General features: G+C 72.5%; 24 protein-coding genes. 11 read left to right on the forward strand and 13 right to left on the reverse strand.

Annotated features, from left to right (window positions below; translation table 11 throughout):
* Positions 1-97 precede the first annotated feature (97 nt).
* Positions 98-1255, reverse strand: coding sequence for a cystathionine gamma-synthase (locus tag IE257_RS19275; RefSeq protein ID WP_189970291.1), 1158 nt, complete (start codon positions 1253-1255; stop codon positions 98-100).
* A 74-nt stretch (positions 1256-1329) separates the two neighbouring features.
* On the opposite strand from IE257_RS19275, the gene IE257_RS19280 reads away from it, so the two are divergent.
* The 4 genes from IE257_RS19280 to msrA all read left to right on the forward strand — a co-directional run bounded on the left by IE257_RS19280 (position 1330) and on the right by msrA (position 6154).
* The gene (locus IE257_RS19280) at positions 1330-2436 is read left to right on the forward strand and encodes a hypothetical protein (RefSeq protein ID WP_189970293.1); all 1107 of its coding nucleotides are present in this window, start codon (positions 1330-1332) and stop codon (positions 2434-2436) included.
* A 241-nt stretch (positions 2437-2677) separates the two neighbouring features.
* Positions 2678-4276, forward strand: coding sequence for a M48 family metallopeptidase (locus IE257_RS19285; protein ID WP_189970295.1), 1599 nt, complete (start codon positions 2678-2680; stop codon positions 4274-4276).
* Positions 4273-5412, forward strand: a complete 1140-nt coding sequence (locus tag IE257_RS19290; protein ID WP_189970297.1) for a hypothetical protein — start codon at positions 4273-4275, stop codon at positions 5410-5412. The genes IE257_RS19285 and IE257_RS19290 overlap by 4 nt, the downstream gene beginning before the upstream one ends.
* Positions 5413-5491: 79 nt before the next feature.
* Entirely contained in the window at positions 5492-6154 is a 663-nt protein-coding gene (gene msrA / locus IE257_RS19295; protein WP_189970299.1) for a peptide-methionine (S)-S-oxide reductase MsrA, read from the forward strand.
* 30 nt (positions 6155-6184) lie between these two features.
* Here msrA and IE257_RS19300 read toward each other — a convergent pair whose 3' ends face one another.
* Together IE257_RS19300 and IE257_RS19305 are read right to left on the reverse strand one after the other, a co-directional pair.
* On the reverse strand, positions 6185-6505 hold the full coding sequence (locus IE257_RS19300) for an NPCBM/NEW2 domain-containing protein (RefSeq protein ID WP_229920516.1): 321 nt from the start codon (positions 6503-6505) through the stop codon (positions 6185-6187).
* Between the two features lie 114 nt (positions 6506-6619).
* Positions 6620-7675: an NAD(P)-dependent alcohol dehydrogenase gene (locus IE257_RS19305; RefSeq protein WP_189970301.1), complete on the reverse strand. Its 1056-nt coding sequence runs from the start codon at positions 7673-7675 to the stop codon at positions 6620-6622.
* Between the two features lie 166 nt (positions 7676-7841).
* On the opposite strand from IE257_RS19305, the gene IE257_RS19310 reads away from it, so the two are divergent.
* Positions 7842-8780, forward strand: coding sequence for a helix-turn-helix transcriptional regulator (locus tag IE257_RS19310; protein WP_189970303.1), 939 nt, complete (start codon positions 7842-7844; stop codon positions 8778-8780).
* Here the strand turns inward: IE257_RS19310 and IE257_RS19315 are convergent.
* The 3 genes from IE257_RS19315 to IE257_RS19325 form a co-directional block, all read right to left on the reverse strand.
* Positions 8770-9735 carry a GNAT family N-acetyltransferase gene (locus IE257_RS19315; protein WP_189970305.1) on the reverse strand — a complete coding sequence of 322 codons (966 nt, stop codon included), beginning with the start codon at positions 9733-9735 and terminating at the stop codon, positions 8770-8772. The genes IE257_RS19310 and IE257_RS19315 overlap by 11 nt on opposite strands.
* A gap of 113 nt (positions 9736-9848) precedes the next feature.
* Positions 9849-11120: a L,D-transpeptidase gene (locus tag IE257_RS19320; protein ID WP_189970307.1), complete on the reverse strand. Its 1272-nt coding sequence runs from the start codon at positions 11118-11120 to the stop codon at positions 9849-9851.
* Positions 11121-11254: 134 nt separating this feature from the next.
* Positions 11255-11539 carry a hypothetical protein gene (locus IE257_RS19325; RefSeq protein ID WP_229874969.1) on the reverse strand — a complete coding sequence of 95 codons (285 nt, stop codon included), beginning with the start codon at positions 11537-11539 and terminating at the stop codon, positions 11255-11257.
* Between the two features lie 165 nt (positions 11540-11704).
* On the opposite strand from IE257_RS19325, the gene IE257_RS19330 reads away from it, so the two are divergent.
* On the forward strand, positions 11705-12049 hold the full coding sequence (locus IE257_RS19330) for a hypothetical protein (protein ID WP_189970309.1): 345 nt from the start codon (positions 11705-11707) through the stop codon (positions 12047-12049).
* 93 nt (positions 12050-12142) lie between these two features.
* Here IE257_RS19330 and hutH read toward each other — a convergent pair whose 3' ends face one another.
* The 5 genes from hutH to IE257_RS19355 all read right to left on the reverse strand — a co-directional run bounded on the left by hutH (position 12143) and on the right by IE257_RS19355 (position 18125).
* Complete coding sequence (gene hutH, locus IE257_RS19335) at positions 12143-13684, reverse strand: histidine ammonia-lyase (protein WP_189970311.1); 1542 nt, start codon at positions 13682-13684, stop codon at positions 12143-12145.
* Positions 13685-13790: 106 nt separating this feature from the next.
* Positions 13791-14906, reverse strand: a complete 1116-nt coding sequence (locus IE257_RS19340; protein WP_189970313.1) for a GGDEF domain-containing protein — start codon at positions 14904-14906, stop codon at positions 13791-13793.
* A gap of 142 nt (positions 14907-15048) precedes the next feature.
* Complete coding sequence (locus IE257_RS19345; protein WP_189970315.1) at positions 15049-15858, reverse strand: enoyl-CoA hydratase-related protein; 810 nt, start codon at positions 15856-15858, stop codon at positions 15049-15051.
* Between the two features lie 24 nt (positions 15859-15882).
* Entirely contained in the window at positions 15883-17052 is a 1170-nt protein-coding gene (locus IE257_RS19350) for an adenylate/guanylate cyclase domain-containing protein (protein ID WP_245385724.1), read from the reverse strand.
* A gap of 206 nt (positions 17053-17258) precedes the next feature.
* Positions 17259-18125 carry a biotin--[acetyl-CoA-carboxylase] ligase gene (locus IE257_RS19355; RefSeq protein ID WP_189970317.1) on the reverse strand — a complete coding sequence of 289 codons (867 nt, stop codon included), beginning with the start codon at positions 18123-18125 and terminating at the stop codon, positions 17259-17261.
* A gap of 131 nt (positions 18126-18256) precedes the next feature.
* Here IE257_RS19355 and IE257_RS19360 point away from each other — a divergent pair, with 131 nt between their 5' ends.
* The 4 genes from IE257_RS19360 to IE257_RS19370 all read left to right on the forward strand — a co-directional run bounded on the left by IE257_RS19360 (position 18257) and on the right by IE257_RS19370 (position 21006).
* Positions 18257-19849, forward strand: a complete 1593-nt coding sequence (locus IE257_RS19360) for an acyl-CoA carboxylase subunit beta (RefSeq protein WP_189970319.1) — start codon at positions 18257-18259, stop codon at positions 19847-19849.
* Between the two features lie 16 nt (positions 19850-19865).
* Complete coding sequence (locus tag IE257_RS19365; protein ID WP_189970321.1) at positions 19866-20075, forward strand: acyl-CoA carboxylase epsilon subunit; 210 nt, start codon at positions 19866-19868, stop codon at positions 20073-20075.
* An 80-nt stretch (positions 20076-20155) separates the two neighbouring features.
* Positions 20156-20290 (forward strand): morphogenic membrane protein MmpB, encoded by a 135-nt coding sequence (mmpB, locus tag IE257_RS38970; protein ID WP_268251420.1) that lies wholly within the window; start codon positions 20156-20158, stop codon positions 20288-20290.
* A gap of 95 nt (positions 20291-20385) precedes the next feature.
* Positions 20386-21006 carry a Maf family protein gene (locus tag IE257_RS19370; RefSeq protein ID WP_229920517.1) on the forward strand — a complete coding sequence of 207 codons (621 nt, stop codon included), beginning with the start codon at positions 20386-20388 and terminating at the stop codon, positions 21004-21006.
* Here the strand turns inward: IE257_RS19370 and IE257_RS19375 are convergent.
* The gene (locus IE257_RS19375; RefSeq protein ID WP_189970325.1) at positions 20987-21463 is read right to left on the reverse strand and encodes a hypothetical protein; all 477 of its coding nucleotides are present in this window, start codon (positions 21461-21463) and stop codon (positions 20987-20989) included. The two genes, IE257_RS19370 and IE257_RS19375, sit on opposite strands and share 20 nt — an antisense overlap.
* Positions 21464-21647: 184 nt before the next feature.
* Positions 21648-23204 carry an MFS transporter gene (locus IE257_RS19380; RefSeq protein ID WP_209468440.1) on the reverse strand — a complete coding sequence of 519 codons (1557 nt, stop codon included), beginning with the start codon at positions 23202-23204 and terminating at the stop codon, positions 21648-21650.
* A gap of 861 nt (positions 23205-24065) precedes the next feature.
* Between IE257_RS19380 and IE257_RS19385 the strand changes: the two genes are divergently transcribed.
* Positions 24066-25829 (forward strand): acetyl/propionyl/methylcrotonyl-CoA carboxylase subunit alpha, encoded by a 1764-nt coding sequence (locus IE257_RS19385; RefSeq protein WP_189970328.1) that lies wholly within the window; start codon positions 24066-24068, stop codon positions 25827-25829.
* Positions 25830-25886: the final 57 nt, after the last annotated feature.

Raw genomic sequence — 25886 nt, forward strand, 5'->3', positions numbered from 1 at the left:
CCGGCGAGGCTGGGATGGGCTGCCGAGGCTGAAGGTGGCCCGGCGCAGCCGGAAGGGCCGGGCCCCCGCCGGGGGTGGCCCGGCGGGGGTGAGGGCGTCAGCCCAGGGCCTGGGTCAGGTCCGCGAGGAGGTCGTCGGCGTTCTCGATGCCGACCGACAGGCGGATCAGGTCCGCCGGAACCTCCAGCGCCGAGCCGGCCACCGACGCGTGCGTCATGCGGCCCGGGTGCTCGATCAGGGACTCGACGCCGCCCAGGGACTCGGCCAGCGTGAAGATCTTGGTGCGGCCGCAGACCGCGACGGCCTCTTCCTCGCCGCCGGTGACCTGGAAGGAGATCATGCCGCCGAAGTTGCGCATCTGCTTGGCGGCGACCTCGTGACCCGGGTGCTCGGCCAGGCCCGGGTAGAGGACCTTGGAGACCTTCGGGTGGCGCGTGAGCATCTCGACGATCCTGCCCGCGTTCTCCGCGTGCCGGTCCATGCGCACGGCCAGGGTCTTGATGCCCCGCAGCACGACCCAGGAGTCGAACGGACCGGCGACCGCGCCCATCGCGTTCTGGTGGTAGGCCAGCTCCTCGCCCAGCGCCGCGTCGGCGGTGACCAGCGCGCCGCCGACCACGTCGGAGTGCCCGCCCATGTACTTGGTCAGCGAGTGCACGACCACGTCCGCACCCAGCGCCAGGGGCTGCTGGAGGTAGGGCGAGGCGAAGGTGTTGTCCACGACCAGCTTGGCGCCGGCGGTCCGCGCGATGTCGGCGACCACGGCGATGTCGGTGATGCCGAGCAGCGGGTTGGAGGGGGTCTCGACCCAGATGACCTTCGTCTTCGGGGTGAGGGCCGCCCGTACCGACTCGGGGTCGGAGGTGTCGGCCACCGACCACTCCACGCCCCAGCGGGAGACGACCTTCGCGAAGAGGCGGAAGGTGCCGCCGTACGCGTCGTTCGGGATGACCACGTGGTCGCCCGGGGCGAGCAGCGTACGCAACAGGCAGTCCTCGGCGGCCAGGCCGGACGCGAAGGCGAGCCCGCGACGGCCGCCCTCGAGGGCCGCGAGGTTCTCCTCCAGCGCGGTCCGGGTCGGGTTGGCGCTGCGGCTGTACTCGTAGCCGCCGCGGAGTCCTCCGACACCGTCCTGCTTGTAGGTGGAAACCTGGTAGATCGGGGGCACGACCGCGCCGGTCAGCGGGTCCGCCGTGTTGCCCGCGTGGATCGCGCGGGTCTCGAAGCTCTGGTGCTCGTGGCTGTCGTCGCTCATGGTCCGATGCTATGCCCGCCCGCGATCCGCACCCCTATTGGCCTGCTCCCCCCGCGGTCTGGTTCGCTGGAGGCATGGAGATTCTGTGGTTCGTGTTCGCGATGCTCATGATCGTGTTCATCGTCGGTCCGTACATCCGGCGCCGACGCGGCGGTATCCGCTTGGTCGCGCCGGGCAGCCCTGACGCCGCCGACCCGGCGAACTACGGATTCGACCGGCAGGAGGAGCTCGACATCCGGGTCCCCGGGCCCGACCAGGACCTGATGGACGCCCTCGACAACGTGCAGCGCACCGGACAGTGGCAGGCGGCCTCCCAGCTGCTCGCCGGGACCCCGCGGGAGGGCGAGCGGCGCTGGCAGCGCGTACAGGCCTTCGGCGGTGCGGCGGCCCTGGAGCTGGTGGCGCAGCCCGGTGTCGGCGCGCAGTGGCTGAAGGCGTGGCGGCTGGAGGCGGAGAAGGACCCGGGCGGCGCGCAGGTCCACGCGGAGCTGCTGGTGCAGCAGGCGTGGCGGCACTCGGGCGGGGTCGGCTCCGAGGACCACCGGATCATCCTGGAGGAGGCGCGGGAGGCGTGCCGCAGGGCCGCGCTGCTGGCGCCGGGGGACCCGGTCCCGTACATCACGGAGCTGGCGATCGCGCGGGGACTGGCGTACCCGGAGGCGGAGTTCGACGAGCTGTGGGCGAAGGTGATCGACCGGGCCCCGGAGCACATGGGCGCGCATCTCGCGGCGCTGCACTACTGGGGCGCGCAGTGGCACGGCTCGCGGGAGAAGGCCGACGCCTTCGCGCACGCGGCCGCGGCGCGCGCACCGCAGGGCTCGCTGCTGGCGGCCCTGCCGATGTTCGCGCTGCGTGAGAACCAGCCGGACATCGTGCTGAGCCCGAGCTTCTACCGGAGCGCGGTCGTCACGCGGGCGGTGGAGGGCGCGCTGTACGCGGTGCACACGGCGCGGCAGGACGACCCGATGGTGGCGCACGTGCGGCACCTGCTGATGATGTTCCTGGTCTGCATGGAGCGCTGGGCCGAGGCGATGGAGCAGGTGCGGCACGTGGACGGGTACGTGGGCGCGCTGCCGTGGTCGGAGGCGGACGACCCGGCCGCGGTGTACGCGGTGTACCGGGCGATGGCGGTGGCGGGGTACGAGGCGAACGGCGGGTCGCCGGCGACCCTGCCGGGGTAGCCCTCCGGGCCGGTCTGCGGTTCACGGCCCTGCGGGGCGGTGGCGCTGCGGCGCGGGTGGGCGGTCGGGCTGCGGCGTGCCGTGGTGTGGGGGTCCGGGCTGTGGGGCACCCCGGCTGCCCCGGGGGATCCACGGAGAATAAGGTTGCTGTAAGTAATCACAGGCCGCATGATGCGGCGGTGGCCGTGGCCTTCTGCCCTGCCGCCCATTCCTTTTCGTTCCCGTGGGGGGATCTGTCCATATGGGCGCATCACTGCGCGCCTTGCGCGCCCTCGTCCTGCTCGCAGGCTTCTACCTGCTCGGCGTGTTCCTGCTGGCCGCCCTCGGCGGCATCGACTACGCCGTCGTCACCACGCTGCACGGCCCGATCGTGGCCAAGCTGCTCCTCGCCTCCGTGGTCCTCACCGTCCCGATCGTGCGCGGCATGTTCATGCTGCGCACCCCCAAGGGCGAGCCCCCGGCCGGCGTCACCGTCGGCGAGGCGCAGGAGCCCGAGCTGTGGGCGGCCGTGCGCGACGTCGCGCAGCAGGTCGGCACCCGCGCCCCCGACGAGATCGTGCTGATCGACGAGGTGAACGCGGCCGTCGCCGAGGACGCGAAGCTGCTGGGTCTGCGGCCCGGCACCCGCCGCCTCTACCTCGGTCTGCCGCTGATGACGGGCCTGGACGAGATGCAGCTGCGTGCCGTGCTCGCCCACGAGATGGGCCACTACGCCAACTTCGACACCCGCCTCACCCCGCTGATCGCCCGCGGCCGTGCCCAGCTGATCCGCACCATCGGGTACTTCCACGAGCGCGCGGACAAGAAGGTCGCCAAGGAGCGCGCGAAGCAGGAGCGCAAGGACGAGAAGCGCATCGCCAAGGGCAAGAAGGCCAAGGGCGTCGATACCGCGGGCGAGGGTGCGATGTACCGCGCCATGGCCAAGGTCTACATCGCGTACGGCAACTTCTACATGCGTGCCACCCGCTCCACCTCCCGCCGGCAGGAGCTCGCCGCCGACCTCGCCTCGGTGCGGGTCGCCGGACGCGACTCCGCCGCCTCCGCACTGCGCGAGCTGAACGCCCTCGACTCGGCGCACGACTTCTACATGAGCTCGTACGCCACCCTCGGTGTCGGCGCCGGTCTGCTGCCCCGCCCCGGTGAGGTCTTCGGCGGTCTGCGCCGGCTCCTGGACGCGCGCTCGGCCGATCTCGACGAGCTGCGCCGGGAACTGTCGACGGAGCCCACCTCCCCCTACGACTCGCACCCCGCGCTCGCCGAGCGCGTGGCCCGCATCGAGGCGCTGCCCGACGACGGCCGCGCCGGGCAGGCCGCCCGTCCGGCCCTGGAACTGCTGGCCGACGCCGGGGCGTCGCTGGCCGCGCTGGAGCAGGTCGTCCTGACCCCGGAGGCGCTCGCGCTGAAGCGGGTCGACTGGGAGGACCTCGTCCACGAGTCGATGACCGCGTACGTCGGCCAGGGCGCGGAGGACATCCGCGAGACCTTCGCCGCCGAGGGTGCGGGCCCCGGGCTGGGCGCCGTGCTCGACGCGTTCGACGCCGACCCTGCCGTGCGCTGGCGCATCGCCGACCGCTTCCCGAAGTCCGAGGAGGCGCAGGCCGCCACCGGCCGTACGGCCCGCGAGTTCGGCCGCCCGGTGGTCCGGCGGGCCCTGAACCAGCTGGTCTCCGTCGAGCTGACGGCCCGCGGCGCCGCCCGCTGGCAGCTGTCCTGGTCCGACTCGGCCTCCCTGCGCTACCCGGCCGACGGCTTCGAGGACCGGCTGCGCCAGGCCCTGGACGCGGCCGTCGCGGACGCGCCCGACACCGAACCGCTGCGAAAGCTGGTGCTTGCCCCGTGATCGGCCTCTACATCCTGGGCGCCGTGCTGCTGTTCGGCGCGTTCAAGTTCCTGCGCGGCGTCTACTACATCCGCAAGGCGAAGGCCCTGGAGGCCGAGATCGGCACCCTGAACACCGGCACCGAGGCGGTGAAGGCCGAGCGGAAGGCCGAGAAGGCGGCCGCGGTCGTCGCGCTGGGCTTCGTGGCCGAGGCCGATCTCGACACCGAGAACCCGGCTCCGGTGCCGCCGGAGCGGACCGCCGTCCTGGACGCGGTCCGGTCGGGCGACTGGGAGGCGGGAGCCGCCTACGTCGAGGCGGCCGGGAAGAACTGGCAGGAGCGCATGGAGCGGGTCCGCCCGCTGGCCGAGGCGGCCGCCGAGGACGACGCGTGGCTGCTGGCCTGGCGTGCGGCGCGGCCCTCGGACCCGACGGCCGCCCTGGTCGACGCCGACACCGCGATCATGGTGGCGTGGAACGTGCGCGGGTCCCAGTCGGGCAGCCGCACCACGCAGGAGCAGTTCCGGCTCTTCCGCGAGCTGCTGGTCAAGGCGCAGGAGGTCGCGCACGAGGCCCAGCGCCTCGCCGACCCGGCGGACCCGACCCCGTACATCGTGGAGCAGCCCATCGGGCAGGGCCTGGGCTACTCGCACGAGCGGTACCGGGAGCTGTGGGCGCAGGTCGTCGGGCGCGATCCGAAGGTGCTGTGGTCGCACATCAGCGGTCTGCAGTACTGGTGCCGGAAGTGGCGCGGTTCGCACGAGCTGGCGCTCGGCTTCGCGCGGGAGTCGGCCGCCGCCGGAGCGCCCGGCGATCTGCTGTCGCTGCTGCCGCTGATCGCGTACTTCGAGCAGGAGACGGACGAGGACGACCTGGCGGCCGAGACGTTCTTCAAGGAGCCGGAGATCGTCGCCGCGGTGGACGCGGCCCTGCTGGACCTGGCGGCGGCGGGCGACGACCACCCCGGGACGGCGCGCCTCCGGCACATGCTGGCGTACCTGCTCTTCTGGCAGGACCGGGACGAGCAGGCGGTCGAGCAGTTCCGCCACATCGACGGGTACATCGGCTGTGTGCCGTGGTCCTACGCGGGCTCGCCGAAGAGCCGGTACCTGTACGCCCGTGACTGGGCGGTGGGCGTGAGCACGCCGGGTCTCTGACCCGGTGCGGCGGCGGAGGGCGGGTCGGGGAATCCCGGCCCGCCCTCCGCACGTTGTCACTCCCACAAGGAGGGAATCCATGTTCTCGTACCGCCGTACGCCCGAGCTCCCCACCCGCGAGGAGGCCCTGACGGGCCGCGCGGAGCCGCTGTTCGCCGTTCCCGACCGGCACACCGTGCTGGGCAACCCGCTGTCCGGCCCCTACCCCGCGCACCTGGAGGTCGCCGACTTCGGCCTGGGCTGCTTCTGGGGCGCCGAGCGCAAGTTCTGGCAGACCCCCGGGGTGTGGACCACGCTGGCCGGCTATCAGGGCGGCTTCACGGAGAATCCGACCTACGAGGAGGTGTGCTCGGGGCTGACCGGCCACACCGAGGTCGTCCGCGTGGTCTTCGACCCGTCGCAGGTGTCCTACGCGGCGCTGCTGAAGCTGTTCTGGGAGTCCCACGACCCCACCCAGGGCTTCCGCCAGGGCAACGACGTGGGCACCCAGTACCGCTCGGCGCTCTACACCCACTCCCCCGCCCAGCAGGCGACGGCGGAGGCCTCCCGCGCCGCCTACCAGCAGGTCCTGGCCTCCTCGGGCTACGGCCCGATCACCACGGCGGTCCTGCCGGCCGCGGAGCGCCCCTTCTGGCCGGCGGAGGCCCATCACCAGCAGTACCTGGACAAGAACCCGGGCGGCTACTGCGGCATCGGCGGCACGGGCGTCTCCTGCCCGATCGGCGTGGCCGCGGCGGAGTGATCCGCCGGCCCCGGCACCGGCCGGCCACGGTCAGCGGACCGTGACGTAGGGGCGGGCCCAGGAGGTGTGGTCGAAGGAGGAGCGGGCGTTCGCGTCCTCGACCAGCAGGTGGAGGAGGCGGACGCCGGTCACGTCGAGGTCGATCGCGGTGGGGCCGGTGGCGCCCGTCAGGGTGGCCGTGGTCAGCAGGGTCCGGCCGTCCGCGCGGACGACGGCGCGGGTGGCCCCGGCCGACGACTGGTTCGTGGAGAAGTCGATGCCGACGAGCGCCGTGAAACGGGACGCCCGGCCGCCCAGGTGGTAGACAATCTCCCAGGGGGCGTGGACGCCCAGGCCCTTGGCGTGCGTCACGCCGCCGAAGGCGATCGGGGTGCCGTCGCCGGGCCGGCTGTTTGCCGTTGGATCGGCATGAAGAACGTGTGACACCCGCCGCCGGGCGGCAGCGCCCGGTTCGGACCGCCGACTTCAGATCGTCGACGCGTCGATCACGAAGCGGTAGCGCACGTCGCTCGCCAGCACCCGCTCGTACGCCTCGTTGATCCGGTCGGCGCCGATCAGCTCGATCTCCGCGCCCAGACCGTGCTCGGCGCAGAAGTCGAGCATCTCCTGGGTCTCGGCGATCCCGCCGATCATCGACCCGGCGAGGGTCTTGCGGCCGCCGATGACCGAGAAGAGGTTGAGCGAGACCGGCTCCTCCGGGGCGCCGACGTTCACCAGCGCGCCGTCGACCTTCAGCAGGCCCAGGTACGCGTCCAGGCCGATCGGCGCCGAGACGGTGGACAGGATCAGGTCGAAGCGGCCGGCCAGCTCCTCGAAGGTGGCCTCGTCGGAGGTGGCGTGGAAGTGGGAGGCGCCCAGCTTCAGGCCGTCGTCCTTCTTGCGGAGGGTCTGCGACAGGACGGTGACCTCGGCGCCCAGCGCGTGCGCGATCTTCACGCCGATGTGGCCGAGGCCGCCGAGGCCGACGACCGCGACCTGCTTGCCGGGTCCGGCCTGCCAGTGCTTGAGCGGGGAGTAGAGGGTGATGCCGGCGCACAGCAGCGGGGCGGCCACGTCGAGGGCGAGGCCGTCGGGAATGCGGACGGTGTACTTCTCGTCGACGACGAGGTGGGTGGAGTAGCCGCCGTACGTGGGCTCGCCGCTCCGGTCGAGGGCGTTGTAGGTGCCGGTCATGCCCTCGGTGCAGTACTGCTCCTGGCCGCGCAGGCAGTACTCGCAGGTGCGGCAGGAGTCGACGAAGCAGCCGACGCCCACCCGGTCCCCGACGGAGAAGCGGGTGACGGCCGCGCCGACCTCGGTGACGACACCGGCGATCTCGTGGCCGGGGACCATCGGGTAGATGCCTTCGCCCCATCCGTCGCGCACCTGGTGGATGTCGGAGTGGCAGATGCCGGAGTACTTGATGTCGATGAGCACGTCGTGCTCGCCGACCGGACGGCGCGTGATGGTGGTGCGCTCCAGAGGGGCGTTGGCGGCGGGGGCGGCGTACGCGGCGACCTGCGTGGTCCGGGTGACGGACATGGGGGGCTCCTCGGAAAGCGGTGACGTGCTGCTGCGATGTCCCCCACGCTGCCGGTTCGTCCGGCGGGCAGCCATCCCCCTGTCCTGCCTATGACCGGCGAACCTACGCCTGACGGGGTCAGGCTCACGCCTGCCCCGGTGCACGCCGCCCGGGGATACTTGCGGGATGGACCAGCTTGATCAGCGCGCCTGCCTCGGCGAGTTCCTCCGCTCCCGCCGTGCGCGGCTGCGCCCCGAGGACGTGGGCCTGCCCGACCACGGACGCCGTCGGCGGGTGCCCGGGCTGCGGCGTGAGGAACTGGCGCAGCTGGCGGGGGTGTCCGTCGCGTACTACACGCGGCTGGAGCAGCGCGACGGGCACAACGTGTCGGTGGAGATCCTGGACGCGCTGGCGCGGGCTCTGCGCCTGGACGGGACCGAGCGGGCGCACCTGATGGACCTGGCCAGGCCGAAGGCACACCGGCGCCGCCAGAGCCGGCGCCCGCAGCAGGTGCGGCCGGAGCTGCGCACGCTGATGGACGCGATGTGCGGCGTACCGGCGTACCTCGTGGGGCACCGGCAGGACGTCATCGGCTGGAACCGGCTGGCGGCCGCGGTCTTCGGGGACTTCGGGGCGCTGCCGGCCGCCGAGCGGAACCTGGTGCGGCTGGTGTTCCTGGACCCGGCGACGGCGGAGCTGTACGGGGAATGGGAGTGCCGGGCGTGCGAAGTGGTGAGCAACCTGCGCATGTACGCCGGTCAGCACCCGGACGACGAGCGGCTGTCGGCGCTGGTCGGGGAACTGTCGGTGAAGAACGAGGAGTTCCGGCGGCTGTGGGCCGCGCACACGGTGGCGGACAAGACGCACGGGGAGAAGGTCCTGCGGCACCCGCTCGTGGGTGAGATGCGGCTGTCCTTCGAGACGTTGACGCTGCCGGACGACCCGGCGCAGTCCCTGGTGACCTTCCACGCGGTCCCCGGCTCCCCCTCGGCGGACGCCCTGCGTCTGCTGGCGGCGTGGTCGGCGCCGTCGGAGGAGGCCGAGGTGTCCGGGGTGTCCGGGGTGTCCGGGGTGTCCGGGGTGTCCGGGGTGTCCGGGGCACGGAATCCGGCGGCTAGAGGCTGAGCTGGTAGTAGCCCGCGGGGCGGGCGGGGCGGTAGCCGAGGCGCTCGTTCACCGCCCGCATCGCGGTGTTCTCGTCGGCCACCGTGGTGGCGATCAGGCGCAGGCCGGGGTACCGGTTCCGGGCCAGGTCCAGCATGTGCAGCTTGACCGCACGGCCCAGGCCGTGGCCTCGGTGGGCGGGGGCGACCACGGTGTCGTACTGGAGGGCGCGCGGGCCGGCCGGGTCGGGCAGGACCAGTTCCGTGTAGGCGGCCACCTCGCCCGCGCCGGTGACCGCGGCGACGGTGGTGATCTCGCCGCCACGGTCCAGGATCAGCTGGTGCGCCGCGTGGAGCCGCTGCGGCGTCCAGGCCTCGATCTTCTCGTCGATGTCGCCCGTGGGCGCGTCCTCCATCGCCCCGTGGGCCGTGGCCAGGGGCCCGGCCCAGTCGTCCGGCACCGGGCCGTGCCAGGCGCGCAGTTCGTATCCCGGGGCGACGGGCACCGGGGAGCCGTTCGTGGCCTGCTGCGTGACGTCCTGTTCGTACCAGGCCATGGGCAGGACGTTCTCGAACCCGAGGGACCGCGCGAAGGCCTCCCCCGGCCCGCCCAGGTCCACGAGCGTCAGGACGGAGGTCCGCCCCTGCGCGAGCAGCTCCGCCCGGACCTGCTCCCAAAGGGCCCGGCCGAGGCCGCGGCGCCGGGCGTCCGGGCGCACGGCGAGCACGTCGAGGAAGGCGGTGTGCGCGTTGGCCTCGTCCGTGAACAGCAGCAGGGCGGCCACGCCCGCTCCCCCGTCCGCGGCCCAGAGCGCGGCGCGGCCGCGTGCGGGCGTCACGCACAGCCGTCCGGCCACTTCCGAGCGTGCGGGCGGCGTCGCCTGCGGCAGGTCGACGGCCTGGGCGGCGGTGAGGACCTTGATCCAGGCGTCGATCTCGACATCGGTCGGGGGCAGCGACAGCGCACGAATGGTCATACCGGGGACCCTAGATGATCACGTGCGGGCGGGTCCGGCGGTTTTCACGACGAACGGCGGGGACCCCGTGAAAGGGTCCCCGCCGTTCGTCGTGTGCGGTCGGGAGGGGGAGGTCAGGCGGCCGAGCCGGCCTTCCACTCCGCCCAGCTCATGTTCCAGCCGTTGAGGCCGTTGTCGGGCTTGATGGTCTTGTCCGGGGAGTTGACCACGGTGACCACGTCGCCGATGAGCGAGTTGTCGAAGAACCACGCGGCGGGCTGGTTCGGGTCGCCTGCGCCCTGGGCGTCGTTCAGGCCCACACAGCCGTGGCTGGTGTTCGCGCTGCCGAAGACCGAGTCCGCACCCCAGTAGTTGCCGTGGATGAAGGTGCCGGACTGGGACAGGCGCATGGCGTGCGGGACATCCTTGATGTCGTACTCGCCCTTGCCCTCGCTGTTCTTGAAGCCCACGGTCGAGCCGTCCATCCGGGTCTCCTTGAACTTCTCGGAGATCACCATCTGGCCGTTGTACGTCGGGTTCTCCGGGGAGCCCGCCGAGATCGGGATGGTCTTGAGGACCGCGCCGTCACGGGTGACCGTCATCTTCTTGGTCTTCGTGTCGACCGTGGAGACCTGACTGCGGCCGATCTTGAAGGTGACGGTCTTGTTCTGGACGCCCTGGACACCGGGAGCGCCCTGGACGCCCTCCAGCGCCAGCTTCATCGTGACGGTGGAGTTCGCCTGCCAGTACTGCTCGGGGCGGAAGTCCAGGCGCTGCGCGCCGAACCAGTGGCCGACGACTTCCTGGCCGCTGCTGGAGGTGACCGAGATCGCGGCCTGGACAGCCTTCTGGTCCTTGATCGGCTTGTTGAAGCTGATCGAGACCGGCATGCCCACGCCGACCGTCTGGCCGTCGTCCGGTATGAACGAGCCGACGAAGCTGTTCTCCGGGGAGACGGTGGTGAAGGAGGCGTTCTCGTGCGCCTCCTTGCCGTCGGCGTCCTTGGCGGTCGCCGCGAGGGCGTACTTCGTGGAGCGCTTCAGCGCGGCGTCGGGCTTCCAGCTCTTGCCGTCGGCGGCGATCTTGCCGGCTACGGCCGTGCCCTCACTGGTCTTGAGCTCGACCAGGGTGAGGGTGCCGTCGGCCACGGCGACGTTGGCCGCGTCGTTGAGGCCGACGTTGGTGGCGCCGTCCTTGGGCGTGATGGTTATTTTGGCCTTGGACGCGTCCTTGGCCGCCGCCGCGTCGACGTCCGCCTGGGCACTGGCGGAATCGCCCTTGCCCTTCGGCTTGTCGTCGTCCCCGCCGCCGCACGCCGAGAGCACCAGTACCCCACCGAGAACGGCGGATATGGCCACCAGGGACCTTCTCCGCCGCTTACTGTCCGTCCTCACACGCCACTCCATCGTTGCCGGATACCCCGGAGGCTGACGTCCCCGGGGTTGGCCGGGCAGGGGGACGCACCCCCTGCCTGGTCCTGACAACGCGTTAACGGCGCCGGCCGGTTCCACATTCCGTTCGGATGTGGTCCACCACACGGTCAGGCGTTGTCGGGTTCCTCGTCGAAGTCCCCATCTTCCTCGTCCAGGTCCCACTCCATCGACTCGGGGTCGTATTCGACGGGCTCGCTGCTCCAGGAGGCCTGCGCGAGCTCCACCCCGGGGATGTCCGCGACCAGGTCAGTGGGGTCGACGAGGTAGGCGAGGGCCTCCGACTCGTCCTCGCGGACGGCGGACTCGGCGTGGCCGCGCTCCTCGTCCGGCATGAACTCGTCGGCCTTGATGTGAGCCAGTGCGGCTCCGGTGAGTGCTTGGACGTCCGGCACTTCCAGTACCAAATCAACCCGAAGTCGTACGTATCGTGATGTCTCAGAAGAGTTCATACGACGGAGAGTAAGCCCGGGGGAAGCCCCGACTTTCCCACGACCCGCCCCTTTCCGTAGCATCACCGCACACGGCCAATTCGCTGCTGCCACAAGGGGGATCGCACCGTGTCCGCACGCCGACCGCTGCTCACCGCTCTCGGAGCGACCACCCTCCTCGGCGCCCTGTGGTTCGTCCCCTCGGCGGGCGCCACCTCCCCGGGTGCCGCGGAGGCCCGTTCCGCCGTGCCCACGGGCGCGAACGCCCCGGGAACGGCCACGGACGCCGGGGGTCCCACCGGGGCCCGCGGGACGGTCACCGGGACGTCCGCCGGGCCGACCGCGCCGGCGCAGTCCCTGCTCGCCGACACCGGGTCCGTCGACACCACTCCCTACCTGCTGGGCGGCACGCTCTTCCTCGGGGTCGGGGCCGCCTCCGTGGCCTTCTCCGTACGCCGCTCGCACGCGCCCTGAACACGCGGCACGCGGCACAGAGCGCGAAACGCGAAGGGCCCCCCGGGATCGGATCCCGGGGCGGCCCTTCGTACTGCGTGCGCGGCTCCCTCGTCAGGCGAGCGGGCCCGTCACCGGCTCCACCGCCGCGACGAGACCGCCGCTGCGCACGAACGCGTCGGCCGCGGCCAGGTCGGGGGCGAGGAAACGATCCGGCCCGGGACCCTGCACACCGGCCGCGCGAGCGGCCGCGATCGCGGCCCGGCTGGCCGGGGCGGGGGTCAGCCCGTGGCGCAGCTCGATGGCGCGGGTGGCGGCGTACATCTCGATCGCGATGATCCGCGTCAGGTTGTCGACGGCGGTACGGAGCTTGCGCGCGGCCGACCAGCCCATCGAGACGTGGTCCTCCTGCATGGCGGAGGAGGGGATCGAGTCGGCCGAGGCCGGCACCGCGAGCCGCTTCATCTCGCTGACCAGGGCGGCCTGCGTGTACTGGGCGATCATCAGACCGGAGTCCACGCCGGCGTCGTCCGCGAGGAACGGCGGCAGGCCGTGCGAGCGGTTCTTGTCGAGCAGCCGGTCGGTGCGGCGCTCGGCGATGGAGCCGAGGTCGGCGGCCGCGATGGCGAGGAAGTCCAGCACGTACGCGACCGGAGCCCCGTGGAAGTTGCCGTTGGACTCCACGCGCCCGTCGGGCAGCACCACCGGGTTGTCGACGGCGGCGGCCAGCTCGCGGGAGGCGACCAGGGCGGCGTGCGCCATGGTGTCGCGGCCGGCGCCGGCGACCTGCGGGGCGCAGCGCACGGAGTACGCGTCCTGCACGCGGGGGGCGGTCTCCTCCTGGTAGTGGCGGACGAGCCCGGAGTCCTTCAGGACGGCGGCCATGTTCGCGGCGGAGGCACCCTGGCCCGGGTGCGGGCGGATGGCGTGCAGCTCGGGCTGCAGGACCTTCTCCGTGCCGAGCAGCGCCTCCAGGGTGAGGGCTGCGGTGATGTCGGCGGAGGTGTAGAGCCTGCCGAGGTCGGCGAGGGCCATGACCAGCATGCCGAGCATGCCGTCGGTGCCGTTGAGGAGGGCCAGGCCCTCCTTCTCGCGGAGCTCGACGGGGGTGATGCCGGCCTCGGCGAGCAGTTCCCCGGCGGGGCGGACGGTGCCGTCCGGGCCCTCGGCGTCGCCCTCGCCCATCAGCGCGAGCGCGCAGTGGGACAGCGGCGCGAGGTCGCCGGAGCAGCCCAGGGAGCCGTACTCGTGGACGACGGGGGTGATCCCGGCGTTGAGCACGTCGGCCATGGTCTGCGCGACGGAGGGGCGCACGCCGGTGTGACCGGAGGCGACGGTCTTGAGCCGCAGGAACATCAGCGCGCGGACGACCTCGCGCTCGACGCGCGGGCCCATGCCGGCGGCGTGCGAGCGGACGATGTTGCGCTGGAGCTGGGCGCGCAGCTCCGGGCTGATGTGCCGGGAGGCGAGGGCGCCGAACCCGGTGGACACCCCGTAGACGGGCTCGGGCTTGGCGGCGAGGGCGTCGACGATCTCGCGGGCCCGGGCGAGGGCGTCCTGCGCCTCGGCGGAGAGCTCGACGCGGGCGTTGCCGCGGGCTACGGCGATGACGTCCTCGGCAGTGGTCCCGGACGTCCCCACCACAACAGTGTGCATATCCATATTCAGCACCCTACGGATTGAATCGCTTCATGTCACTAGGTGAATCTGTCACGATCGCGCGGCAGCTGGACCCCTTACGGACCACCGCCCCGGGCGGCGGTCACGGGCGGCCCCGGAAGCGGCGCCGCTCCCCGGGAGCCTCCTGGGCGGCAGCGTCCGCGAGCCGGACCACCGCCGTGTCCCGGCCCGCCACGACCGGCTTCGGCGAGCGTGCCGCCTTCGCCTTGTACTGGGCGGCGTCCGCCAGCCGGAACAGCCGCCGGGAGGACTTCACCGGCCCGATCGGGTCCCCGGTGGAGGCCACCCCGCACGCCACCCCCTCGCCCAGTTCCAACTCGGCGGCCCGGGTGCACACCTCCTCGGTGACCCGCACGATCTCGTCCGCCGTCGGGCCGACCCCGACCAGGCAGAACTCGTCACCGCCGAGGCGGGCCACCAGCGACCCGGGCAGCATCGCCCCGCACAGGCTCAGGACCGACCCGAACCGCTCCAGCAGCCGATCGCCCATGGCATGGCCGAGGGTGTCGTTGACCTTCTTCAGCCCGTTCAGGTCGCAGACGACCAGGCTGACGACCACCCCGGCCCGCCGGTGCTCCTCCAGGGCCTCGTCGAGCCGCATGTCGACCGCCCGCCGGTTCGCGAGCCCGGTCAGCGGGTCGGTGAAGGCGAGCCGCCGGGCCTCCTCCAGCCGCTCGTTCTGCGCGAGACCGGCCGCGACCACCGCGGCGAGCACGGTGGCGAACTCGGCGTCGTCCTCGTCGAAGTCGGGCAGCCCCTCGTCCCGGGCGACGTACAGCTCGCCCCAGGCCCGCCCGCTGAGCACCACGGGCGCCACCACGCAGGTCCCGCGGCCGCGTCGGCGCAGGGCTGCCCCGCGCCGCCCGGGCCGGTCGCCGACGGCGCTCTCGACCCAGGCGTGCGGGCCGCCGCCGCCCACCCAGCGCTCGTGCAGGAACTCGGTGATCTCGGGGAAGTCGTGCACGGGGTACGACTCGTCCTCGGGGAACTCCTCCTCGCCGGCCCGACGCTCGCCCTCGTTCACGAGCACCCGCAGGCGCCCCCGCTCGCGCTCCCACGCGGAGATCGCGGCGAACGAGCCGTCGAGCGCCAGCCGCGCCCCGCGTGCGGCCGCCCGCACACTGTCCCGCGGCGCGCACGCCGCGGCCATCGCCTGAGCGAGTCCCACCACGGCTCGTAGCCGCCCGTCAACTCCCATCACCCCAGGCTAGGGACTTTTGTCTGATTTGGAGATAATTGGCGCGGCTTTCGGCGCCCCCAAGATCACGAGGGAGTGCCGGGGGCGGTCCGTGGCGGCCGCACCCGGGCCGCGCGCTCCGGGGTGGTGCGCTCCGGGGCCGCTACTCCCCCGGCCAGTTCGGTCGGCGCTTCTCGTTGAACGCCGCGACGCCCTCCGCCCGGTCGCCCGAGAAGGCCACCGTCCGCCAGGCCGCGTCCTCGATCTCCAGCCCGGCGGCCAGGTCCATCCCGTGCCCCAGCCGCAGCGCCCGCTTGGCCGCCCGCAGACCCACCGGGGAGTTCGCCGCCATCCGGGACGCCAGCGCCAGCGCCTCAGCCGCGTCCCGGCCGGCCGGGACCACCGAGTCCACCATCCCCAGGGACAGCGCCTCGGCCGCCTCCACCCGGCGCGCGGTGAAGATCAACTCGGCGGCCCGCGCCGCACCCACCCGGCGCGGCAGCAGCTGGGTGCCCCCGCCGCCGGGGATCACGCCCACCGACACCTCGGGCAGGCCCACCACCGCGGTCTCGTCGGCGACGATCACGTCGCAGGCCAGGGCCAGCTCGAAGCCGCCGCCCAGCGCGAACCCGTGCACGGCCGCGACCGTCGGCATCGGCAGCTCCAGCACTCCCCCGTACGCCCCCCGCGTGGTCGGCCGCTGCCGCACCAGCTCGGCGTCGGAGAGCGAGTTCCGCTCCTTGAGGTCGGCCCCGACGCAGAAGGCCCGCTCCGCCGAGGAGGAGAGCACGACCACGCGTACGGACCGGTCGGCGGCCAGCGCGGCACAGGCCGCGCCGATGTCGCGGGCCATCGCGGTCGACACCGCGTTCATCGCCTTGGGGCGGTCCAGAACCAGCTCCGCGACCCCGCCCTCGTGGCGGCGTACCGTCACGAACTCCGACTCGAACGCGGACACGGCCTCGGACGCCATAGGAACCCTCCCGGTTAACGAACGTTACCCGGGGATCTTAGGCTTCCGGCGCGTCAGCGACCAGGGCTCCACGACACCGAGACCGCGGACCGGCCGCTGCCACATCGGCTGCAGCGCGAAGCGGTAGGACGCACCCTCGTCGGGCGCCGTCTCGGCCTCCTTCTCCGACACCGGAGCGGCCCCGGTCCGGGAGAGTTCCTCGGCCATCGCGCCGTCCACCAGGACCGCGTCCTTGGGCGCTATCGACGTCAGCCGGCTGGCCAGGTTCACCGTGGTCCCGAAGACATCGCCCATCCGGGTGGTCACCGTGCCGAAGGCGATCCCGACGCGCAGCTCGGGCATCTGCGCGTCGAGCTCCATCGTCTCGATGAGCCGCAGCGCGATCTCCGCCGCGGTCGCCGCGTCGTCGGCGCAGTACAGCACCTCGTCACCGAGGGTCTTGATGAGCCGGCCGCCGTGCGCGGCCACCAGGTCCGCCGCGGTCGTCTCGAAGGACTCGACCAGCTCGCCGAGCTCCTCCTCCTCCAGCCGCCGCGTCAGGCGCGTGAAGCCCACCAGGTCGGCGAAGCCCACCGCGAGCCGCCGGTCGACCATCTCGTCGTCGTCGGCCACCTGCACCACGCGCCCGGTCGCGGCCGCCAGCTGGCGCCGCCACACGTAGACGAGGAACTCCTCCAGCTCGGGCAGCAGCAGCTCCACCAGCGGGTACGTGACCTCGGTACGGGTCATGCCCGGCTCCGGTGGCTCGGTCAGCCCCTCCAGGAACGAGTCGATCTGCCACTCCGCCAGCCGGGCCGTGGTCTGCCCGGTGGACCGGGCCACCTGCACGGCCATCGGCTCGGACAGCAGCCCGGCCTCCACCAGACCGGCGAGCCGGCGCAGGGCCAGTACGTCGGCCTCGGTGAGCGCCCGGGCCTGGCCGATGTCGGCGAAGCCCATGGCCCGCCAGAAGCGCGAGGCCAGCTCCATGGACACGCCCGCGCTGCGGGCGGCCTGGAACGGGGTGTACCGGCGCTCGGCACCGAGGATCAGCTGCTCCAGCCGGATGGCGAGCGGATCCGCCGTCGGCTGGGCCGTGTGATCGACCTCGTGGTGCGGGGTGTGCTGGTCGCGGCCGATCGGGGTACCCGGGCCGGACGCGGAGCCGCCGCCGGGGGCCGGGGACGCGCTGGACGTAGGGTCGTCGACGGTCAAGGGCCGCCTCCTGTCCATTCCGTGCGCACTGCCCTGCGAACCGGTTGATCACCACGAGCACCGGGATCGCCTAAACCATACGGCAGGTGTGCCGTAGCTCACTCCCCCTCCCCACTTCCGGCCGACCCCCGACCGGGGTGCGGGGTCCGGGGCGCGGCCCCGGCGCCCCGCCGCGCCCGCCGCCCGCGCCCGGTGCCGGACCCGCGTCAGTGCACGGAACGCAGGTGGACGACGTCGCCCGCGCCCACCGCCTCGTGCTTGCCCTCGGCCGTGCGGATCACCAGGCGGCCATCGGTGTCCACCGCTTCGGCCGTTCCGGTGAGGGTGCGCCCGCCGGGCAGCTCCGCACGGACGTGCCGCCCGAGGGTCGCGCAGCCCGCCGCATAGGTCTCCTGGAGGCCGCTGGCCGCGGGGTCGCCGCCGGCCGCGCGCCAGTTCCCGTACCACTCCTCCAGGGACCGCAGGACGGCCCGCAGCAGCGGGTCGCGGTCGGTCACGGAGGCCTTGGCCAGTGCCAGCGAGCCCGCTGCCGGTACCGGCAGCTCGTCCTCGGTCAGGCTGACGTTCAGCCCGATCCCGACGACCACCCCGTCGGCGACCCGCTCGGCGAGGATCCCGCCGGTCTTGCGCTCCTCGCCCTCGACACTGACCAGCAGGTCGTTGGGCCACTTGAGGGCGGTGTCCACGCCGGCCGCCCGGGACAGCCCGGTCGCGGTGGCCACTCCGGCCAGCAGGGTCAGCCACCCCCACTGCTCCTGCGGCACCGCGTCGCCCGGCTTGAACAGGACGGAGAAGAACAGCCCCGACCGCGCGGGCGCGACCCAGCTGCGGTCGAGCCTCCCGCGCCCGGCGCTCTGCTCCTCGGCGACGAGCACGGCCCCCTCGGGCAGCTCGGCCGCCCGCGTGGCAAGGTCGGTATTGGTGGATCCGGTACGGGCGACGACCTCCAGGGAGGTCCACAGCCCGTCCCCGGTGACGAGGGCCCGCTTGAGGGCGGCGGCGTTGAGCGGCGGCCGGTCAAGGCTCGACCAACGACCGGCGGAAGCTCCTGCTGAGGCATCTGATGGCGTCATGCAAGCCAGATTAGGTGTGTCAAACGCCGCACTGCCGAGCGCCATGCCCGCCGATACGCTACGCACCAGTAGCCAGCAGTAGTCAATCAATTGACCAGGCCGTTGACACCACGCAGGGAGCCGCGACCCCGATGTCACAACCGTCAGAGCCGATCGACATGCACACCACCGCGGGGAAGATCGCGGATCTGCAGCGCCGCATCGACGAAGCCACCCACGCCGGGTCCGCGCGTGCCGTGGAGAAGCAGCACGCCAAGGGCAAGCTGACGGCGCGTGAGCGGGTTGCCCTCCTGCTGGACGAGGGATCCTTCGTCGAGCTCGACGAGTTCGCCCGGCACCGGTCCACCAACTTCGGGCTGGAGAAGACCCGGCCCTACGGGGACGGCGTCGTCACCGGCTACGGCACGGTGGACGGCCGCCCGGTGGCCGTGTTCTCGCAGGACTTCACCGTCTTCGGCGGGGCCCTCGGCGAGGTCTACGGCCAGAAGATCATGAAGGTCATGGACTTCGCGCTGAAGACGGGCTGCCCGCTCGTCGGCATCAACGACTCCGGTGGCGCCCGCATCCAGGAGGGCGTCAGCGCTCTGGGCATGTACGGGGAGATCTTCCGCCGCAACGTCCACGCGTCCGGCGTGATCCCGCAGATCAGCCTCGTCGTCGGGCCCTGCGCGGGCGGTGCCGTGTACTCCCCGGCCATCACCGACTTCACGGTCATGGTCGACCAGACCTCGCACATGTTCATCACCGGCCCGGACGTCATCAAGACGGTCACCGGCGAGGACGTGGGCTTCGAGGAACTGGGCGGGGCGCGCACGCACAACAGCACGTCCGGCGTCGCGCACCACATGGCGGGCGACGAGAAGGATGCCATCGAGTACGTGAAGTCACTGCTCGCGTACCTGCCGTCGAACAACCTCTCCGAGCCGCCGGCCTTCCCGGAGGAGGCCGACACCGAGGTCTCCGACACCGACCGCGAGCTCGACGTACTGATCCCGGACAGCGCGAACCAGCCGTACGACATGCACACCGTGATCGAGCACGTGCTCGACGACGCGGAGTTCCTGGAGACGCAGTCGCTCTTCGCGCCGAACATCCTGACCGGCTTCGGCCGCGTCGAGGGCCACCCGGTGGGTGTCGTCGCCAACCAGCCGATGCAGTTCGCCGGCTGCCTGGACATCGACGCCTCCGAGAAGGCGGCGCGGTTCGTGCGGACCTGCGACGCCTTCAACATCCCGGTGCTGACGTTCGTGGACGTCCCGGGCTTCCTTCCGGGCACCGACCAGGAGTACAACGGAATCATCAGGCGCGGCGCGAAGCTGATCTACGCGTACGCCGAGGCCACCGTGCCGCTGATCACCGTCATCACCCGCAAGGCCTTCGGCGGCGCGTACGACGTCATGGGCTCCAAGCACCTCGGCGCGGACCTGAACCTGGCCTGGCCGACCGCGCAGATCGCCGTCATGGGCGCGCAGGGCGCGGTGAACATCCTGCACCGCCGCACCATCGCGGAGGCCGCTCCCGAGGAGGTGGAGGAGACCCGGGCCCGGCTCATCACCGAGTACGAGGACGCGCTGCTCAACCCGTACACGGCGGCCGAGCGCGGGTACGTCGACGCGGTGACCATGCCGTCCGAGACCCGGGCGCACGTGGTGAAGGGACTGCGGCAGCTGCGCACCAAGCGGGAGTCCCTGCCGCCGAAGAAGCACGGCAACATCCCGCTCTAGCCTCCAGGAGGACTCTGTGGTGATCAAGGTCGTCAAGGGCAACCCGACCCCGGAGGAACTGGCCGCCGCACTGGCGGTGGTCCAGGCGCGCGCGGCGGCGCTGGCCATGGCGCCGTCGCTCGCACCGCCGGTCGCGGACGAGTGGTCGACGCCGGCCCGTGTGGCCCGGCGGCGGGTGCCGCACCCGGGCCCGCGGGCCTGGGGGCGTACGTACTGGCCCGCGTAGCCGAATTGATGTGAACGGGCGGTGGCGCCTGAGTACGGGTACTCAGGCGCCACACCCCTGTCCGGGGTCAGGATCGGGGCATGCTCTGGTCCGACCCGAAGAACGAGCCGCCCAAGGACATGCGCGACGCGCAGGCGATGATCCGGCGGCTGAGCCTGGTGCTCGCCGTCGCCATGCTCGTGGTGGTCTACGTCCTGGGCGTGGGCCACTTCTAGGGCCGTCGGCCACCTCGTCGGCCGCCCGTGGGCGCCCGTGGCCGCCCGTGGCCACGCTGTGGGCCGCCCCCGGGCCCGCCCCTACGATGGCCCCCATGACTGCCACACCTGAGCCCGCGACCGGGCGCAAGCTCGTCCTCGCCTCCGCCTCCCCCGCCCGGCTGAACCTGCTGCGGCAGGCCGGGCTCGCCCCGCACGTGATCGTCAGCGGTTTCGACGAGGACACCCTGAACCACGACGAGCCGGCCGCCCTGGCGCTGGCCCTGGCCGAGGCGAAGGCGGCCGTCGTGGCGGGCCTGGACGAGGCCGCCGGCGCCCTGGTGATCGGCTGCGACTCGGTGCTGGAGCTGGACGGCGAGGCGCTGGGCAAGCCGGCGGACGCCGACGAGGCCACCGCGCGCTGGAAGTCGATGCGCGGCCGGGCCGGCGTACTGCGCACCGGGCACTGCGTGATCGACACCGTGGACGGCCGTCAGGTCTCGGCGACGGCGTCCACGACGGTGCGCTTCGGCGAGCCGACGGACGCGGAGGTGGCGGCGTACGTGGCGAGCGGGGAACCCCTGCACGTGGCGGGGGCGTTCACCCTGGACGGCCTGTCGGCGCCGTTCATCGACGGCATCGACGGGGATCACGGCAACGTCATCGGGCTCTCGCTGCCGCTGCTGCGCTCCCTGCTGGGCGAGCTGGACGTGTCCATCACGGACTTGTGGGCTTGAGCTCCCCGATCGGCGGCGCGGGCGGCGGCGGGGTGTCTGCGCCCCGGTCGCCCTCGGCGCCGCCGGGCCGGGCCGCGTAGAGGGTCAGGGTCAGTACGAGAAGGCACAGGATCAGCATCATCGTCGCGAAGGCGGCCCAGCCGACCAGGGCGACGGAGAGGATGCCGAGCACGCCGTGGGCGACGGCGCCGCTGATCAGCACGATGCGGCCGAAGCGGTTCGGTGAGCGGTCGCGGATCGCGGCGACGGCGACCAGCACGGCGCACAGGACGAGGAAGGCGCCCATGCCCGCCCCCATCGCGTAGGTCGCCTTGGACATGACATTCGGATCGCTGCCCGCGATGGACATGGACTGGTTCGCCGTGGTCCGGCCCAGCACGATGTGGACGAGCACGAGTACCGCCGCTTCCACGACGAGCACGATCGCGGCCAGTCCGGCCACGAGTCTGCGCAGCACTACGCCCACCCCCACGTGTCACAAGCCTGTTCGACGCCTGGAGGCTACTAACGGGTAGCGCGGCGGGCAAGACATCCGCACACCCGGCTTGCGGGGGCGCACCGCGCCCCCGAGCGGTACGCGTCCCGCGGCGCTCCTCCCGGCCCGGCCGGTACCCGCTCACACGCTGCGCCGCAGCACGCGCCTACGACGACTTGGCCTTCTTCTCCCGCGGCCAGATGGTGTACGACCAGGACCAGATCGTGTCGATCACCCAGATGGTCAGCCAGATCCGGCCGACCCAGACCAGCGGTCCCCGCTGGTCGTCGGGCACGCCGCCGTCCGTGATCTGCCGGACGAGCCAGCTGGAGTCCAGGGCCCACAGGACCAGCTGGCCCAGCGCGAACGCGACCGTGTGGATGTACCAGTCCCGGCGCTCCTTGCGGGCGTGGGCCTTCGGCCCGAGGGCGGTCTCCGCCGACGGCTGCGCCGGTTCCGGCTTGCTCGCGTCCATCTCTTCTCTGCCCTCTCTCACGTGTGCGGTGTCCGGCCCGGCCCCGGGGGTCGGGGTCGGGGTCCCGGACTTCTTCTCCTCCGGCAGGCGCAGGGTGCGGACCGCGTACGGGACCACGAGCGCCCCCACGACCGAGGTGGCCGCGGCCGCCACGCAGGCGGCGACCCGGCCGAGCTCCTCGTGGAGCACGCCCATCACCAGCGGGCCGGCCACCACACCGGCCAGCCGGGCGCTCTCGTAGAGGCCCATGCCCCGGCCGATCCGCCCGCCGGACGCGGCGGCCACCGTCGCCTGCTCGACCGGGATCTGCGCCGCGAAACAGGCGGCGGCCACGGTCCAGAACGCGGCGATCGCCAGCGGTGTGGAGACCACCGCGAGCCCCGCTGCGAAGAGCGCGCTCGCCGCGAACGAGACGACCAGGGTGGGGGTACGGCCCAGTCGGTCGGTGAGGTGGTGCGTGTGCTCCGGCAGCAGGACGAACACCACGAAGCCGGGGGCGAAGACCAGCGCGATCTCGTTCGGGGACAGCTCCAGGTCGCCCTGGAGCCGGAGCAGCACAAGCATCCACAGCCCGGCCTCGGCCGCTGCCGTCACTGCGGACACCACCATCAGAGGCAGCAGCCGGCGCCCCGCCGCCGCCCCGAGCCGGTCCCCGCGGCCCGCTGCGGTGCGGGTCCGTTCCTCGCGGGGCCCTCGCAGCAGCGAGCCCGCCGCCACCGCGCAGGCGGCGCTGCCCAGCCAGAACAGCAGCGGGTAGCCGCCGCGTTCCAGCAGCGAGAACGCCACCAGATAGCCGATGAAGGCCCCTTGGCCTTCCGCCGACAGCAACTTGCCGTAGGCGGAGGTACCGTCGCCGCCCTGCGAGCGCTGCCCGGTCCAGGCCCGTAGCGCGACCCAGAACAGGGCCCCGCCCGCGCCGCCCAGACCGGCCGCGACGAAGGCCACCACCAGCGAGTCGGCGAGCGCGTATCCCGCGAACGACAGGGCGTACAGGCCCGCACCGGCCGCGGCCACCCGCCGCTGGTCGAAGCGGTCGGCCAGCTCTCCGGCCAGCGGGCGCACGATCAGCGACAGCACCGCCTCGAAGGCGATGAGGGCGCCGACCGCGGCGGCCCCGGCGTGCAGCGTGGACCCCGCCCACAGCGGGAGCAGGAAGTCGAGCACCTCCGCCGGGGCGCTCGCGAACAGCGCGGCCGACAGGACCCGGCGTCCGGCCGGGTCCGTCGGCGTCCTCGTCCCGGCGCTCACGGTGCGAGCGCCGTCTTCGGCGTGATCACCCGGGTGGTGGGGACGGACGTGCCGGTGATCCGGGCGGGCATGGTGCGCAGCCCCGGTATCCGCACCTCGTCGACCGCCATTGCCTCGTCCTTGTCTCGCAGTCGTTCAGTCGTCCTCACACAGCCGGAAGTCGCCGCCCCGGAGGTTCCCGGGCTCCTGCCGTGCCGTGTTCCGCGCAGTGATTCCACGCCGTATGGAGGACGCCGTGGAGCTCGTCCGGGTTGCCAACTCGCCAGTATCCGAGACCGTATGCGTGGACCGGTCCCTCGGATCCGGTCGGGCGGTCGGGACACGCCCATCTGCGCGGTGGCCGGAAATATTCGGCCGCTTCACGCCGCCCCGTGCTTACGCTCCTTCAGGGCCCCGCCTTTGCGGCGGCGACGGGTGCGGCAAAGGCTCGGACCGGTCCAGGGGGCGCCGCACCGGGGTCCCCCGTCCGCAGTACACGCCCGGCGCTCTGGCGCCCCTCCGGGCCGCCGTGGGCCACATCGCTGTGGGTACGGTGTTGTGCCGGTCCGCCCTGCAGGACAACGGGGCTACCAATCGGTAAACAAGGGGACAACTCCTCTCACGACCGCAAAGAAACTGTGGGCCGTTCGTAGGGACTCGACAAAGAATCACCCGGGGCCGCTGACCGGAGGAACAGAGACCTTGGATACATGACGGGGTTACTGTGCAGTCGGGGATCCCCCTGACCTGGGGCGCCACAAGGGTTCTCCGGCGGATCGGGCCTCGCATCACACTCTGTGTGGGCAAGGTCACCACCGTGGAAGGGTCGAAAGGCCGTGTGGGCTGTCCCTAAACTCAGCTTGTTTCAAGGAGGGAGCCATCGTGCGCAAGGTGCTCATCGCCAACCGTGGCGAAATCGCTGTCCGCGTTGCTCGGGCCTGCCGGGACGCCGGGATCGCGAGCGTAGCCGTCTACGCCGATCCGGACCGGGACGCTCTGCACGTCCGCGCGGCCGACGAAGCTTTCGCGTTGGGCGGTGACACCCCGGCCGCCAGCTACCTGGACATCTCCAAGGTCCTCCAGGCCGCAGCCGACTCCGGTGCGGACGCCATCCACCCCGGATACGGCTTCCTCTCCGAGAACGCCGACTTCGCCCAGGCCGTGATCGACGCCGGCCTCACCTGGATCGGTCCGCCGCCGCAGGCCATCCGCGACCTTGGCGACAAGGTGGCCGCCCGTCACATCGCCCAGCGCGCCGGGGCCCCGCTGGTCGCCGGCACGCCGGACCCGGTCTCCGGGGCGGACGAGGTCGTCGCCTTCGCCAAGGAGCACGGCCTGCCGATCGCCATCAAGGCCGCCTTCGGCGGTGGCGGTCGCGGCCTGAAGGTCGCCCGCAACCTCGAAGAGGTGCCGGAGCTCTACGACTCCGCCGTCCGCGAGGCCGTCGCCGCCTTCGGCCGCGGCGAGTGCTTCGTCGAGCGGTACCTCGACAAGCCGCGCCACGTCGAGACCCAGTGCCTGGCCGACTCGCACGGCAACGTCGTCGTCGTGTCGACCCGTGACTGCTCCCTCCAGCGCCGCCACCAGAAGCTCGTGGAGGAGGCCCCGGCCCCCTTCCTGACCGACGCTCAGAACGCGGAGCTGTACGCCGCCTCCAAGGCCATCCTCAAGGAAGCCGGCTACGTCGGCGCCGGCACCGTCGAGTTCCTCGTCTCCGCCGACGGCCTGATCTCCTTCCTGGAGGTCAACACCCGGCTCCAGGTCGAGCACCCGGTCACCGAAGAGGTCGCCGGCATCGACCTGGTCCGCGAGATGTTCCGCATCGCCGACGGCGAGGAGCTCGGCTACGGCGACCCGGTCCTGCGCGGTCACTCCATCGAGTTCCGCATCAACGGCGAGGACCCGGGCCGCGGCTTCCTCCCGGCCCCCGGCACGGTCACCAAGTTCAACGCCCCCACCGGCCCCGGTGTCCGCCTCGACGCGGGCGTCGAGTCCGGCTCCGTGATCGGCCCGGCCTGGGACTCGCTCCTGGCCAAGCTGATCGTCACCGGCGCCACCCGCGAGCAGGCCCTCCAGCGCGCGGCCCGCGCCCTGGCCGAGTTCGAGGTCGAGGGCATGGCCACCGCCATCCCGTTCCACCGTGCGGTCGTCGCCGACCCGGCGTTCGCCCCCACGGACGGCAGCCCCTTCACGGTCTTCACCCGCTGGATCGAGACCGAGTTCGTCAACGAGATCCCGGCGTTCACGGCCCCGGCCGCGGAGGACACCGAGGACGAGCCGGGCCGCGAGACCGTGGTCGTCGAGGTCGGCGGCAAGCGCCTGGAGGTCTCCCTCCCGTCCTCGCTGGGCATGACCCTGGCCCGTACCGCCGCCGCGGGCGGCGCGAAGCCGAAGCGCCGCGTGGCCAAGAAGTCCGGCCCCGCCGCCTCCGGCGACACCCTGGCCTCCCCGATGCAGGGCACGATCGTCAAGGTCGCGGTCGAGGAGGGCCAGCAGGTCAACGAGGGTGACCTGGTCGTCGTACTCGAGGCCATGAAGATGGAGCAGCCGCTCAACGCCCACCGCTCGGGCACGATCGTCGGCCTCACGGCCGAGGTCGGCGCGTCGGTCACTTCGGGCGCGACGATCTGCGAGATCAAGGACTGACGTCCTGCAACGGGGTTCCCGGGGCTTCCGCCCCGGGGGCTCTGCCCCCGCGCCTCA

It is taken from the genome of Streptomyces avidinii (assembly GCF_014650695.1).
Taxonomy (GTDB): domain Bacteria; phylum Actinomycetota; class Actinomycetes; order Streptomycetales; family Streptomycetaceae; genus Streptomyces; species Streptomyces avidinii.